Raw genomic sequence first — 15,702 nt, 5'->3', positions numbered from 1 at the left:
AGAGCTGGCGCGCCGGGCTCAGGAAAGCGGCGCTAACTAAACGATTGGCTGTGTCTGGTTATACGGGGGCAAGATCACTTTTTTTAAGCTTTCAAACTGTACTGGACTGAGATAGTCGATGGCGGAATGCCGCCGGCGGGGGAGGGGCTGTAAAGCCTTTCTACTTAGTCGAACACGTCAGCACGTAAATCATCTCATTTGCGGCAATCCAAAGAATTTTTGGCATTCCAACACGATTGAATCTGTATGGAAATGGGGAAATATCCAGCATGTGGCAAATGGGACATGTAAAAGCATCGAGCCCGGCCGCCTTACACCAATATTATTTGGGCCCACCCTTTTCACAGATATGGCCCTACGTAAGTAATTTCCTTGATTGCACAGCAGCGTGATGGTGTGATGTCACTGCATCTGCCAAGGTTATACTGCCGTTATCTACGCGAAACACTTGAACAGTCTCAGAAGTACTCCGTGCAAATCCTTCTACTGATTGCGCTGATGCCGCTATTTCCTCTACTAGTGCCGCATTCTGTTGAGTGATGTTGTCCAATTGGGCAATTGCTGAGTTGACCTGAGAAATCCCGTCTAACTGTTCGCCGGTGGCCCTGCCAATTTCCTCTATAAGTATGTTAACCTCTCGCACGCTATCAAGTACTTCACTCATGGTACTGCGGGCAATCTCTGTCTTCAAATGTCCCGTAGATACCTTTTGACTAGAGTCTTCAATTAAGTTTTTGATCTCTTTTGCTGCATCAGCGCTACGTTGAGCCAGTGCGCGTACTTCTGCAGCAACGACGGCAAAACCTCGGCCCTGTTCACCAGCACGAGCTGCTTCGACAGCTGCATTGAGAGCTAGGATGTTGGTTTGGAATGCAATCCCGTCAATAACCTGTGTAATTTCACCAATGCGCAGGGCCGATTCCTGAATCGTTCGCATTGTAGCCGCTACCTCGTCTACGGCTTGACTGCCACGCTCAGAAATCACCCGAGTTTGAGCGGCAATACCACTCGCGTGCTGAACGGCACCTGCTGTCTGACGGACGGCTCCAGTGATTTCCTCTATCGAAGCCGCTGTTTGCTCCAGATTGCTGGCTTGCGCTTCCGTACGTTGCGAGAGATCCAGATTGCCACGTGTGATCTCGGCAGTGCCCATGAGCATTTCCTGGCTCTGCTCACGCGCGTCGCGCACGATTGATTGGAGGTTTACACTAAGCTGGCCTAGTGCCGTTTGCAGATCCCCTAGGGTATCATTTCGGTTTCGCTTAACAGCCTGCGTGAGATCTCCCGCGGCAAGACGGTTGGCAGAAGATATAAGCTCACCCAATGACTGAACTAAGAACTGCTTTAGAAACCACCATGTACCGATGATCAACAGCAGGCGAAGAGAGCACGCAATTAGCCCCAATTCACTGGTACCGGTTGGTAGAACGTGACTAACAAGCACCGAAGCGGCGAGAAGAAATGTGATTACAAGAATAAGCCTGGTTGAGAGTCCAACTTGAGTAAGCTTCGATACTCTACCGAGTAGGGTATGTTTAATTAATTGGCCCTCTGAAAGCCCATGTACTATGCGACCAGCTTTCTTTTCTTCACGCATGGTGGCGTATAAGTGTTCGGCGTTCTCGATTTGTATACGTGTGGCTTCGGTACGCACCGACATATAACCTATGGGGTGGCCATTTTCGAGCAACGGTGTGGCATTCGCCATGACCCAGTAGTGATCTCCATTTTTTCGACGGTTTTTTACAGGTGCTGACCAAGGGCGTCCGCTGGATATGGTGCTCCACATATCACGGAATGTTTCTTCCGGCATGTCGGGGTGACGTATCAGATTGTGTGGTTGGCCAAGCAACTCCTGTTTAGTGAAGCCACTTACCGTAATGAACATAGGATTGCAATAAAGAATACGACCTTTTATATCTGTTGTTGAAACTAATGTACTTCCTTTGGGGAAAGGATATTCCTTACCTGTTACTGGAAAATTGGAGCGCATTTGTAATCCCCTGATATTTTATAAATGTTTTTATTAATATCTAATCTACTTTATCTATAATGATTTGGCGTTTTTCCGGTCCAACTTGAAAATGCATGGCGAAAATTGGTGGCATCACTGTATCCTAATCGACTAGCTATTTGGTCTATACTTAAATTGGTCTTGGTGAGATAGGTGATTGCGAGTTGCTGGCGAGCTTCAGCAAGTAGCTTTCTATACGAAGTGCCTTGAGCCGCAAGCTTTCTTTGCAGGCTTTTTTGATGCATTGATAGCGACTCGGCCATTATTCCAATATTTTGGAAATTCGATGGTAAATTATTAATTAGTTTCATTTTTACAGTGTTGGCAATACTATTTCCTTGCATTAGATCGGTTAGTTGCCGTTCACATTCATCTTTTGCTAAAGCATAGGTGGCAGGATCGGGGAATCTAGGGCTTCTGTGCATCCAGATGCCATCAATTCCGAGTTCGTTTACATTCTGGTCAAAGTACATGGGGCATCCAAATAATTTCTGGTAGATATCAATATTTTTTGGTTTTGGATATCGTGCCTTCATTCTGCAAAATTTGAATGATTCCCCATAAATATTCCTCATTACTGATAGGTGGATGGAAAAGGCGAACTCCATTAGGAATTTATAATATCCATCTTCAGGGTTTAGATGAAGAAGAATTTCATATTGATAGGCGTGAAAATTATCTTTTTCCACGAAGTCGATTTTTGTTATTATTCCGCCAATTCGTTGATATTTTATGCTGAAATCAATCTTATCTTTAAGTGTTGGAGCACTAAGCAGTGCATATCCATAGAGGTTATATGAGGCTGGCGTCATATGCTGACCAGCGAGGAATGCTATTCTTGTTTCTCCTGATAGATCATATGAATTTTTTAGCACAGTAAAAATCTGTGCATATGAAACTCGCAAATCTGGAGAGGAAAGCATTAATTCATCAATTTTCGTCCCCTCCAAAACCTTAGTAGGACTAATTCCTTCATTTTTCAAAATTTCAACAAGTGCGATAATGCGACGTGGGTTGAAGGTTCGCTGCTCGTAGTTATTAATAAAAAAATTATTAGGCATATTTTCCTCTTTTTCTGTGCCTTATCTACATTGCGGCGATAGCAATTGTGTTTTATGTGATAAGCGGAACTTTGTGATCTTTTACTTTGGTTTTTGGAATTTGTTGAATTTTAAAAAACTCAACAGTATTAACTAGTCGTGCAGCCTGTTCCTGCAATGATGCGGAAGCAGCAGCAGCTTCCTCCACCAAGGCTGCATTTTGTTGAGTTGTTGTATCCATCTGAACGATAGCCTGATTGACCTGCTCAATTCCTGCTGCCTGTTCTGCGCTTGCTGAGGTGATTTCGCTCATGATCGCGGCGACTTTTTGAACGCTTCCTACGACCTCTGACATTGTTCCTCCAGCATCGTTTACGATTGCGGTGCCAGCATGAACCTTTTCTTCTGAGTCGGTAATCAGTTCCTTTATCTCCTTTGCCGCACTGGCAGATCGTTGTGCGAGTGCCCGCACCTCGCTAGCGACCACGGCGAAACCTCGACCTTGTTCGCCAGCACGGGCAGCCTCTACAGCGGCGTTCAATGCCAGAATGTTGGTTTGGAATGCGATCTCGTCAATGACTCCGATGATGTCGGATACCTTACGTGAAGAATCCCCAATTTCATTCATGGTAGATACAACCTTCGAGACAGCACTTCCGCCATGTGTCGCTATTTCACTAGTTTGGCTAACTAATCCATTTGCTCGGCGAGCACTTTCAGAGTTGTTCTTGACGGTGGAGGTCAGCTCTTCCATAGAAGCCGCAGTCTCCTCGAGAGAACTGGCCTGTTCTTCTGTGCGTGCTGAGAGGTCCATATTTCCCTGGGCAATTTCGTCTACCGCTCTGGCCATCGTATCTGCACTTAATCTGACTTCGGTAACAATATTAACTAAGCTCTCATTCATGATCTTGAGTGCATTGAGCATTTTTCCTGTTTCGTCGTTGGATTTCACAACGATGTTGGAGGTTAGATCCCCATGTGCAACAAGTTCAGCGATGTGGATTGCCTCGTTTAGCGGTTTTGTTATCGAGCCAATCATGAAAAATGCAAAAGTAATGGCACCAGCAACAGCTATAAAAGTGAATGTAAGTATGGTCAGTACCGTGTTCCTTGCCGTTGCCGCTGCGAGATCTGAGGACTCCGTCATAAGATGGGATTGATAGTCAATGAGGTGTTGCAACTGCGCCATAAACAACAATTGAGCTGGTCGAACATTGCTTAATAATAATTTTCTTGCTTTTTCTTGATCGCCAGAAGCGAATGCTGATAAAAACTGATTACGTGCTTCAAGATATGCGGGTTGTCTATGTAGGATTTCGGTAAGAAGAGCTTTTCCTTTTTGAGAAAGGATAGAAGCCTTTAGCTTATTTAATCCTTCACTTATTTTCTTATCACTTGTGGAAATGGAATCTAATTCAGATTTTCGTTGATCTTCTTCCTCAAGAATGAACAGGTTGCGCATTTTTCGAGCCTGTTCATTTATCCCATCTATAATTCCATTTGTAGTTACAGTTTTTGGGTATCGATCTAAACCTATAATTTCAATTTCATGGGACAGCAATTCAACGCGCGAGTATGTCAAAATCGCAAGCCCTACGAATAGAGCAATCATTGCGCCAAATCCAAAAATGAGGCGTTGCTTGATGGTAATATTGCGCATTTAAAATCCCTATAATCTTTAATGCAAGTAACTGTTTTGATTTTTTTGAAATATTTTATTTATTTCCAATCTAATGGGGCTGGACGACCAAAGAAATACCCTTGATAAACTTCGCAACCAATTGACTCCAGGTTTTGAAACTGTTGTTTTGTTTCTACCCCCTCCGCTATCACTTGAAGGTTCATGGATTTTGCTATTAAGATGATTGCTTTTATGATGATTTGCTTTTTTGGGTCATCAAATAATGCGTGCACAAAAGATTTGTCAATTTTTAGGCGATCTAGAGGAAGGGCTGTAAGATAACTAAGTGACGAGTATCCAGTTCCAAAATCATCAAGTGCTAGACTAATTCCATTTTCTCTTAAGGCCTGAATTTTCCCTAATGAATCATGATCAAATGCTTCCAATAGCGCAGTCTCTGTTAATTCAACGCATAATCCACAAGGATCTGCGCCAGATGTTTTTAAGGCGAATAGCACGTGATCTGTAAAGTCGGGGGCATTAAACTGTTTGGCACTGACATTAACCGCCACTGTCCAATTGGATGTTTTTATGTCACTTTGCCATTTTTTGAGTGTTGCGCAAGCCGCTTCTAGAACCCATTGACCGATAGGGATAATAAGACCACTTTGCTCCGCGATAGGAATGAAGCAATCAGGCGATAGGAGTCCTTTAGTAGGGTGTTGCCATCTTAGCAATGCTTCCATGCCAATCACCTCCTTGAGTTGATTGACTATGGGTTGATAATAAAGCTGGAGTTCGTTTTTAGAAATGGCAGAACGTAGCTCTGCTTCTACAGTGAAGCGACTCTTAACTCGTTCTTGCTGCGATGGCTCAAAAAAAACGAACTGATTGCGGCCATTTGACTTGGCACAATACATCGCGATGTCAGCTTGCTGAAGCAACTCTTCGCTGGTGATATTGTCACCTTTGAAGAGGACAATTCCAATACTGGCTGTCACAATGATGGCATCATTGTCGACGTCCTTTCTGACAGCCAAGTTATACGGCTGACAAAGAGATAACTGAAGCCTTGTACAGAAATCTATTGTGCTTTGGATGGCCTGATCATCATCAGGAACCAGATTATTTAAGACAATTAAAAATTCATCACCACCAATTCGTGCGACAGTATCTGTATCTCGAACGCCGCTCTGCAGTCGTCGAGCAGCTTTACACAGCAGTAAATCACCCACACTATGGCCATTGATATCGTTAATGATTTTAAATCCATCGAGGTCAATGGATATCAATGCGCAGTATTGATTAGTGCGGCTGGAATTAAGAATGGACTGGTTTAGCCTATCATTAAATAGTCTGCGATTCGGTAAATTGGTCAGTGAATCGTGTAGGGAAAGGTGTTGGGCTTCTTGCTCAACGTCTTTGAGTTTTGTTATGTCTGCCCGAATGGAAATATACTTGAACGGAATGTCATTAGAGTCTAAAAAGGGGACAATGGTGCTATGTACCCAATAGAGAGATCCATCTTTAGCTCTATTGCAGATGTCACCTTGCCAAATTTTGCCATTAGATATTGTTTCCCAAAGGTCTTCATAGAATTCTATCGAGTGAAGTCCAGATTTAACTATGCGATGAGATTGGCCATAAAGTTCTTCGCGTGAATATTGAGATATTTCACAGAATTTATCATTAACAGACGTGATTATTCCATTGGCATCTGTCGACGCTACAATAGCGTGTGCATCTAATGCTGCAAGATGATCTGTTAGACTTTTTTTTGCCTGCAGTAATCGAATTTTATCTGCAATATCATATGAAAATATTAATACTCCATCAATTAGCCCATTTGTGGCGAAATGAGGGAGAATTGATATTTCAATGGCTGCCTTTTCCTGGCTGTCATACGTAACAAAGCATCCATATTCACCATTTAAGGCTTCATATAGGAATTGCTCTAAAAGAAAAAAATATTTTGAGGAAATTGTATATTCTAATGAGGTACCCAGAAGTGGCTCATCGGCCCTGTAAAATTTATCAACGAACGCTTTGTTTGCGTATTGAAGATGGAGATCTGAATCCACTTGGCAAGCTGGAAACGGCAAATGCTCTAAGATCTGATAAATAATTTTTTGGTTTTCATTCATGCAATATTTATATTAGTGAAAGTATTTTGTTTATTACTAATTTTCAATGTCAATGCATTTTCTCAAAATTAACTAAATAAATAAATGTGATTTTGGTGACAAAGTTATGTGAAATTGGGACATTGTGAATCAGATGGTGGATATAAACGCAACTTTTGCATTTTTGTTTTTTTCTATTTTTTCATAAAATGCAATGATTCTTATTTCTATCTTGATTTCAGGCAGCTCTGTAGTCAACTCGATTGGCCCGCCATCGTCAGTTAATGGAAACGTGTGATTTTTAGTGTTCTGAAAATTTCAACATATCATTGATTGGTGTGCATCTTCGGTTAAGATAATCGAAGTAATAGATTCTATTGAAAAAATTTCATTGAATTTTCGACAATTAGTAAACGGAAAGGACATTTTTGCCGCAATTATGGACAAGCACTCATCGGTTGTCGCAAAACTAGTTGTAATGGTCGTTTTTGAAGGTGCAGAGATTCTTGATATAGCAGGCCCGGCAAGTGTTTTTGGCAAGGCGAATATATTTTCGCCAGGGTCGTATGATTTTCGTGTGGTTGCCGAAACGGGAGGACAGGTAGTTGCAAATTCGGGAATAACGATTATTTCGCATGGAGGATGGGAATCAATCGTCCCAGATAGCATTGATACCCTCATCATCGTTGGCGGTCCGTTTGTGGGGGTGCTACAAGAGTTGGCAAAAGGACGGCTTGCACCTTGGATTGCGTCAGTAGCACCCTGCGTTCGCCGTATAGTCAGCGTATGCACTGGTGCTTTTGCATTAGGCCAGGCGGGCTTACTTGATGGCAGATCGGCTACTACTCATTGGGACTCGGTCGATTTGCTGCAGGATTACTTCCCCAGTGCCGCGGTGAAGAGCAATAAGATTTACGTGAAGGATGGAAAAATTTGGACTTCTGCGGGAATTTTGACGGGCATTGATTTGTCTCTTGCATTGGTAGAGGACGACTTGGGGCGAGCTCTGGCGCTGGAAATTGCTAATTTACTGGTGCTGGCCGGGATGCGTCCAGGGGACTCTCCGCAGAGAAGTGCCTTACTGGCCAGCCAGGCCCAGGTGAGTAATCCCCTGCGGGAGCTACTCTCTTGGATTCAACTAAATATGACTGAAGACCTTTCTTCAACATTACTGGCAGAGCGCATGGGTCTAAGTGATCGTCATTTCAGAAGAATTTTTCAAAACGAGACAGGAGTCACCCCAGCGGTATATGTTTCCACATGTCGCTTGAACCATGCTGCATTGCTTTTACGAAATACTAATTGGAGTGTTGAATCTGTGGCAAGCAAAAGTGGATTCGACTCCATAGACACCTTGCAACGGGGCTTCGTTAAGCATTGGGGCGTCTCGCCTACTGAATATCGGACGGAACATAAACTGCCGCCAAGACTCCTTGTGCCATCTCCGCTTTCGCAACGCACGCGTTGATATTTAGAATTACAGCCTATTGGCCTTGTAATTTTCTTAGAACGGCAATATTGGTGTGGCATCTACCTCTTAATTTTTTTGCAGATTTGTCATGTTCACCGTGTATGACTGTATCGTTTTCAAGCATGACTTGAGGCTCGTTTTTTTGGCAGCAATGGTCAGTGTGATATCTTCTTTTGCTGCGATCAACCTCTTACACCACGTCAAGAGGTCACGTGGTAGTGTTCGGTTAACATGGAAATGCGTAGCTGGAGCTACCACAGGATTTGGTATCTGGGCAACTCACTTTATTGCGATGTTGGCATACTCACCAAATATCCAAAGTGGCTATAACGCCACATTGACGCTCATTTCCTTGGTTGCCGCTATCTTGTTCAGTATTCTGGGTTTCGCAATGTCATCAGCTAATACCTTGAAAAATGGTCGCTGGTTTGGAGGAGCTATGGTTGGTGGCAGTATAGCTGTCATGCATTACACAGGCATGGCTGCGTTTGAAATTTCCGGTCACATCTTATGGGCTCCATCATTGGTTGCTGCATCTATTGTTTTAGGAGTGGTTTTAGGGGCAATGGCAATGTCTATTGGGTTACGCAACCGAACGTATCGGTCGACAACCGCCGGGACCGTATTATTGACACTGGCTATTTGTGGTCATCACTTCACTGCGATGGCTGCTGCTGGGGTGATTTTAGATCCCACTAGTAGTGTTTCATCCAGCGTAATCCCAACTTACTGGCTGGCGTTTATGGTCACGATTGCATGTTGCGCGATCTTTTGTCTGACTTTTGCAGGTTTTGTGCTTGACGTAATGGAGTTTCGCTATGCCGAGCGTGAATTACCTCACCTAATCCCGAAAAAACAAAGGATCTGACCCGCATCAGTAACCCCCGATTCTTTAGACGGTAGGCAAGATGAGTTCGCGACAGGGGTTCTGTCACATTGGCAACGCGGCCGCGGCCGGTGATATCGTATTGACGACGAAGCAGCTATCTCAGGTAAGCTGCGGTAGCGAAACCCTGGCGATACGGCATGCTCAACTTTTAAGGGATGCGTTTCCCGATCGAAGTCATCTTAGTCTGTATCCGCTGGTATGCGGCTTACCCGCTGAGCTACCGGCACATCGAGGAAATGACGGAGAAGCGCGGCGTATCGGTCGACAGCTCATCGATCCCCGGTGCTGCAAGGCTTCACATATAACCCGATCCATAGCGATGCGTACCAATGAGCGGAGGAGGGCAGTGTGATCGCACGCCCCAATGCACCAGAACAATGCGTTGCAGTACCGATCAACGTTCATACGCCTGGACCGGTCCTTGCGGCGGAACCCAAACCGCTGGCACCGCCAACGTATCAAGTCAAAGCCGGCGCCCCTCAAAACCTCCGCTACAACGTCGCAAGGTGTTTAATCATGGGAGATTTTCTGCCTGAGCCCGCCGAAGCTCAAGCGGAGTTTGCTTGAGTGCGCACGAGTCTCGGCAAGGTAGGGCATAGACAAGCCATCGGTGACGTTTGCAGTGTGCTTATGATAAGACGTAGAGCATCAGTCAAATAATCCAAGATATTTGCTAATCGGCTTTACAGTCACGTTCTTGGTGGCCCTTTGCCACCGATTACCTATAGGGAATAACTTTGAAAATCACATTTTGCTGGGCGCCACTCCCAATTTTCGATGAGACAAAAGCAGCGACAGAGGACACCATTTGTACAGATATCTCGACTATACATTGGCCGTTTCGGCAATGCCACAGTGAAGCGCTGAGGATCGAACTTGAACCAACCGGCCCCTTCTACGATGACCTCCTTGGAAGCATTATGTGTACTTGCGGTGCCCTAGTAGCGGCATTGACAGGGAAGGTTGACGGGTCGCGGATCGACTACAGTGCCCCCCTTGCCGCAATCCTTCGCGTACCCGCTCACCACTAGCCGTGTTTTAGTTTTACATTAGATATCAGAAAGGACAACCGGACGGCTGCCTCTCTTGCGACTTGCAAAAAAATGACGTGCAAACCTGCAGTTGGATGTGTAACTAGGCAGCTGGCTGTGCGTGTAAGTCGTTACTACGCTCATTTCGACGGGGCGTGACCGTTACCATACAAATCATCGCGGCGGGCCCTAACGGTTGGCTACCTTTTGCTTTGCATATGCTTGGCTAACAAGACATAAGCATCAGCAATGCCTTTCAATGCTACTTGTGCGTGGTCCTTTTCGACACCCGAACCAGGCCGATACTGGAAAACTAATTTCTGCCGTGCCCCTTCAATTTCGCTCCAGGATGCCTCGATAGAAACGCCAAACAGCGCAAACGCTTGTTCTAAGTTGGAACCCAATTGGGAAGTCTCAGTAGCAGAAGGCAGCCGCTGATCTACCTGGGAGGGCAGAATAAGAGGTAATGCTGACGACACGCTTACTGTTTCAGAAGTGTCGATCGCAGCGTCGGAAGTCCGTTGTGATGCCAATGGTGTACTGGTGTTTGTTGTCACATCCGTGTCCGTAGCCGACACCTGCCGACCATTTGTAGCTAGCATCTCTAGCAGCTTTTGTGCTTTAGGGGAATTCCTAGTCCCAAGGACCTCAACCAATGCTGCTCTTACATTGGCATCATGTAGATGCGAAACTGTAAGCATTTCCAGCTCAGGTAAAAGAAGAGATTGAAACGCACGCGGCGACGGATTGCTGGCAATGACCGCTAGAACCCGCTTGCAGAGTGCAACGGCCTTCGGCGTAGTTCGGTGCCTGAGCTCTTTCACAAGCTCCAAAGCAACAACGGTAGCGCCATTCGACGCATCAAGTTTATCGCACAGCTCCACAATCGAAAGATTCAACAATGGCCGGCTCATGCAACCTCCGAACTTTCCCCATCTGCATGCAATTCGATTACTTGCTCGGGCACGATAGTTGCCGAAGGATCGATGATGCGTTTCTCGACATATCTCGTGTTATCCACGGACTCCGCACCGATCGCGTCAATCCCCATCTTGGCCAACGTCGCAAACAAATCTCCAAGTACCTCGTCTTTTCTCATGTAATAACTGGAGGCAAAGCAACGCCAGAAAGTCCAGCCTGCGCGCTCAAGTACCCGTTGACGCGTCATATCATCCAGCCACTGGCCAGGACCATGGAAGCGGTCTCCGTCCAGCTCAATAGCAAGACGCCGGTCTTCTGCACCCTCCACCACAAAGTCGATTTTGTATCCACCGACCTTCACCTGGGGTTTTACGCGATATCCTTTGGTGGTCAGTATGTCGTACACCTCGCGCTCAAAGCCTGAGTCGCACAAGTCCCTCAGATTACTGACAAGCTGAGCATCCTGCGTGAACGGGGAGGAAAAATGGCGGATGAGCTTAGAGCGAAGGTCGTCTGACTTCATGTCAGCATCATCGACCGAGCGGAAAAGCATCATGCGCTCCCGAGCCCGTGATGCTGCAACGTTATAGCGCTGCTCGAAAGTTGCAGCACTACTTGTTGCCTTGTCGCCCTTGGCTGAGACCATGGACACCAGCATAATATCTCGTTCGCCCCCCTGAAATGTCGGTGGAGTACCCACCATGATGTGGCGTTCCAGAATATCGTTCATTGGGATGCGTTGATGCAACAACCCGTGGATATGTGCCGCTTGCGTGGTTCCCTGCAACGTCACAACACCAATAGTGCGTCCAACCAAGGTTGGGTCTGCAATGATGCACTCGATTTCGTCGATGATGGCATCTGCTTCAGGCGGGTTAATATCGCCTTTGCGGTATCCGCTTTTGACGTAAACATCAATTAGGGGCGGATCGAGACGCTGGGAGCGGCTTGGTATACGCAGAGGCCGAATCTCGTTTTGATAGAACTCTCGGTTCGAAAATTCAATAATGGCCGGGACACAACGGAAGTGCTCCTTCAGCATGGTTGAATTGCCGGCAAAAACAACGCGAGCCAGATCATAAATAGATTTGTCTGGCGTCATCTCGGAGCCATGCGGCTGCTTGGCCAGGAACCGATGATGCAAATCTTTGATTTTTTCCTCTGCCATCCCGACTGCGCCAGGTGACACCTGCTTATGATCTCCTACGATAAGGAGTTTCTTTCCACGTAGGAGAACTGGGAATGCCCAGATATCTGATTGAGACGACTCATCCACGATGACCAGATCAAACAATCCCAATTCGGCGGGAATACTTTCCGAAACACGCCATTGCGGCATGACCCAGCATGGGACGGCCGAGTACGCGCGAGTCATGGCCTCACGTGCATTGCGACGGTGGCGAATCGCGCGAATCCCGGTACCGCGACCCACGGACTGAATGGAGTTCAGATATTGCTGTAATGCTTGCTGCACCGACTCAGGGGAGTTGTTGTACACTCCCAGCCAGGTCTTCGCAGAAATCAGCTCCTTATATGCAGTACTCAGCGATCGTTCGGTCTCATGCCGCTGTTCCTGCAGTTTTTTGAGCTTCTCATGTACGTCAATACTGTCCAGGAATGTCCTTGCACAGCGCCAATACCAAGCCTCGAGCCAATTTGTCGGCGTCACAGGATCTATTTCACCAAGCGCAGGTTCCAAACGCAGGCGTGCCGCCCACTTCGGTGCGCCAGAATTCTCAACTCGGCTTGCAACTTGGCTCACCGTATCTAGTTTATCTCGCAGGCTCAACACGTGACGCAACTCGGATAATTTTTCGGTCCATTCCAACCCAATGTATTCAGGTGTACGCGCCGCATTGCCGACTTCATGACGCAGAAATGCGCTCATCGCAATCACAATAGCTCCGCTCTTGTGTTCGAGCTTCGCCTGGAATCCCGCCACACGGGAGCCGGCATAGTTCAAGCGGTTCTTGTCAAAGTGCTCACTGAGACTCGCAAGCAACTGCCCAATTTCTGCAATAGTGGCTGCGGGGACCCGTCGGCCAAACACTGCTTCAACCTGAGCAGGCAAGGCGACTTCATAGGCCTGAACGAACTCGCGGAGCCGCCCGATTTTCGTTGCAATGTCAGTCAACTGGCGCAGTGAATGGGTACCGGTTTCAACGTGTGGTAAATCGTACTCTTCAGCAACGGCATTCCAGCGCGCCACTAACTGGCGCACATCCTTACGAAGCTCGCACGTAGCGGCAACAGCTTGCCATGCCTGCTTGTTGGCGGCTCTTTCTCCAGAAACAGTCACCGTATTAATGATTTCCCGGGCCTCCTTCTTACCAAATGGAAGCGAAAAAGGACTCCTTCCTTGAGTCAGGCGCCCCAATGCATCGATAAAGTCTTCATGCAATTCCGCGTTCGAAGCAAGTTCAACCGGCGCCCTCATCAAATTCCTGCGGCAAGCTTCCAATTCATTGACAACAGACAAAAGTTCATTCAATTGCAACAAGACGACGTCTGGCTGTATCGAAGCGTATGCTTTTGACAATTTCGAAACCCAAGAGTGCCCATAGTCCGCCACTTCGCGTTGGAGCGTCAGGTAAGCTTCCAAGAACGGCGCAAGCGATTCGGCCTTTTGGAATGTCTCCAACGTAGCGTCGACCAACGGCAACGTGTCTCCCGCTTTGACCTTGGATTCAATCTGGCGTGCACGCACCAGATCGTTGTGCAACGTCGCTAGCTCAGGACCGAAACAAAAGTCCTCTGCGGCTGGTAGCTTGGCCGACAAATAGGCAATATCTTTTTTCAGTGATACGCGTGCAGTATGTGCCGCGGCAATATCGCTTTCTGCAAAGGGCACATTGCCGTGTCGTCCAGCATCCAGGACGTCATCGAGCCAACTATAGATCTCCTCGTTATCCAAAACAAAATGCGCTAAATCGGGAGGGTTCATCTCTTTGCCATGCAAGATGAACTTGCTCATATGCTGGCGTGCGAACTCTGCAATGTTTGTGTCAATGGCAGCTAGCTGCCGGTGCATCTCGTCCAAATGCCGCTCGGAGTTGCTAATTTCCTGGGCCACTCTTGCCGGCTGCAAAGCGCTTACCCGAGTTGCTATCTCCTGAATGGAGGCCTCAAACTGCTTCATGCCAGCCTTGTCTTCGGAGAGAAGCGCGACGCAAAGGGGCCGAATTGACTCCGGAAGCTTTTCCTGAACCACTGAAAGAGCAGCTTCGCCCTTGGATGTCACGAGGACACGTTTGCCTTGCGCCAGGTAATGGCTGATGATATTGGCGATCGTGTGCGTTTTGCCAGTTCCAGGCGGACCTTGGACGACAGAGCCATTCCCAGTCTCCAATTGCTGAACGATGGCTACCTGTTCATCATTATAGGGAAGCGGAAAATATAGCTCGCGAACGCCCTCAGCGGAACTGCTCGAGGAAAGGCCGCGAAACACAATTTTTGCCGGCGCCTTTACTTCAGTGCTACCCCGCTCTACGAAGCTGCGGATGACGTCAGGCACCACTGCGCTACCTTCCAACATGGAAATCAGGCGCTCAATGTCTTGCAACAAAATATGCTCAGAGCGCTTACGGGCATAAAACACCCATGTGTCTGTGACGCAAAGACTCTCGCTTGCCTCGGGCATACTCCGATCTTCAGGCGTGGTGTAACGGCCGTTGGCATCAAGATTAGCCACGGCATTTTTCAGCACGCGGTCAAAGGTATTCGAGTCGTATGGGGTAATGCTGTTCGCCGAAGCCGTTTGGTCAGCCTTCCAGAAACCCATTACGGCAGGAACGCCGCTATTCTCAATCTCGGCGTAGCAGTCCAACTCCAAGCGCGGCTCCGTGTCACGTGGCCGCACCTCAAGTGCATAATTACGGTCATTCAAGGTCAGGTCACACAATTGTGTGATGAGAGGATGCTTAATTGTTTTGGCCTTCCCCTCCGGCTTCCAAATGGTGTGACCAATGCCCCACACAAGCTCGATGGGGGTTTCTGCACCCTCGGTAGTCATATGCTGCTGGAGCGAAAAGAGTTTGGCGTAGATATCCATGGTCTTACGCCGCTCACGTTCCACGATGGCCCAGGGCGTCCAGAGGTGTTCAACATACCATTCAAAAAGCTCTTTGATCTCAGGAAAATTGACCAATTTCAAAGACACGGCCTCAGAGTCCGCCTTCTTGGAGGACTTAATCATTACCTCTTTGCGAAGCTCTGGCTCTTTGGTTGGCAACTTCGAAAGAATTAGCCAGTTCATCAGCTCTTCCTGAGGCGGAGGCGGATTGACTTCCATCAACCTTGGGACGCGCAGCCAAACATCGTCTCCATCTTCGACCTGATTGAATTCGAGTCCGGGAATTGCCCGCATCTCCGATTCAAGCACCGAAAAATATTCAGTTGGAACCACAATGGGAGCGGATTTGGTAAGTGTCTCAACGTGTTTGATGTAATCAAGCACCTCGATTACTGCCGCATTTTTAGTTATAGTCATCAATTAAATACTTTTTATCATCAATGAGATCGTGCACGGGCCGGTGGCCAGCCGCTGATCAACATCTTTTGGGTGAAATTTCCAGCCATAGCGAGACCGGAGC

Annotated in this window: 8 protein-coding genes and 1 pseudogene; 3 read left to right on the top strand and 6 right to left on the bottom strand. The window is 47.1% G+C overall.

The features are described from left to right. Positions 1-355: 355 nt before the first annotated feature. From AC1RJW_RS29115 to AC1RJW_RS29100, 4 genes are read right to left on the bottom strand one after another with little or no spacing between them, the layout of a single operon-like run. Positions 356-1,993 (bottom strand): methyl-accepting chemotaxis protein, encoded by a 1,638-nt coding sequence (locus AC1RJW_RS29115; RefSeq protein ID WP_493048016.1) that lies wholly within the window; start codon positions 1,991-1,993, stop codon positions 356-358. A gap of 50 nt (positions 1,994-2,043) precedes the next feature. Beyond that, positions 2,044-3,075: an AraC family transcriptional regulator gene (locus AC1RJW_RS29110; RefSeq protein WP_493048015.1), complete on the bottom strand. Its 1,032-nt coding sequence runs from the start codon at positions 3,073-3,075 to the stop codon at positions 2,044-2,046. A gap of 52 nt (positions 3,076-3,127) precedes the next feature. Next, the gene (locus AC1RJW_RS29105) at positions 3,128-4,714 is read right to left on the bottom strand and encodes a methyl-accepting chemotaxis protein (RefSeq protein ID WP_493048014.1); all 1,587 of its coding nucleotides are present in this window, start codon (positions 4,712-4,714) and stop codon (positions 3,128-3,130) included. A gap of 59 nt (positions 4,715-4,773) precedes the next feature. Then, on the bottom strand, positions 4,774-6,819 hold the full coding sequence (locus AC1RJW_RS29100; protein WP_493048013.1) for a sensor domain-containing protein: 2,046 nt from the start codon (positions 6,817-6,819) through the stop codon (positions 4,774-4,776). 370 nt (positions 6,820-7,189) lie between these two features. Here AC1RJW_RS29100 and AC1RJW_RS29095 point away from each other — a divergent pair, with 370 nt between their 5' ends. The 3 genes and pseudogenes from AC1RJW_RS29095 to AC1RJW_RS29085 form a co-directional block, all read left to right on the top strand. Further along, complete coding sequence (locus tag AC1RJW_RS29095; protein WP_493048012.1) at positions 7,190-8,266, top strand: GlxA family transcriptional regulator; 1,077 nt, start codon at positions 7,190-7,192, stop codon at positions 8,264-8,266. Positions 8,267-8,357: 91 nt separating this feature from the next. Further along, positions 8,358-9,137, top strand: a complete 780-nt coding sequence (locus AC1RJW_RS29090; protein WP_493048011.1) for an MHYT domain-containing protein — start codon at positions 8,358-8,360, stop codon at positions 9,135-9,137. Positions 9,138-9,313: 176 nt separating this feature from the next. After that, positions 9,314-9,436 (top strand): annotated as a pseudogene (locus tag AC1RJW_RS29085) (IS6 family transposase); the annotation flags it as partial. Between the two features lie 953 nt (positions 9,437-10,389). Here the strand turns inward: AC1RJW_RS29085 and AC1RJW_RS29080 are convergent. Then, a complete protein-coding gene (locus AC1RJW_RS29080) occupies positions 10,390-11,103 on the bottom strand; it encodes a hypothetical protein (protein ID WP_493048010.1) in 714 nt (237 codons plus the stop codon). After that, entirely contained in the window at positions 11,100-15,599 is a 4,500-nt protein-coding gene (locus AC1RJW_RS29075; RefSeq protein WP_493048009.1) for an AAA domain-containing protein, read from the bottom strand. The genes AC1RJW_RS29080 and AC1RJW_RS29075 overlap by 4 nt, the downstream gene beginning before the upstream one ends. Positions 15,600-15,702 lie beyond the last annotated feature (103 nt).

The sequence above is a fragment of the Janthinobacterium sp. GW822-FHT07A03 genome (assembly GCF_058798815.1).
The sequence above is the reverse complement of the archived record's forward strand: the minus strand, read 5'-3'. Positions and strand labels throughout refer to the sequence as shown.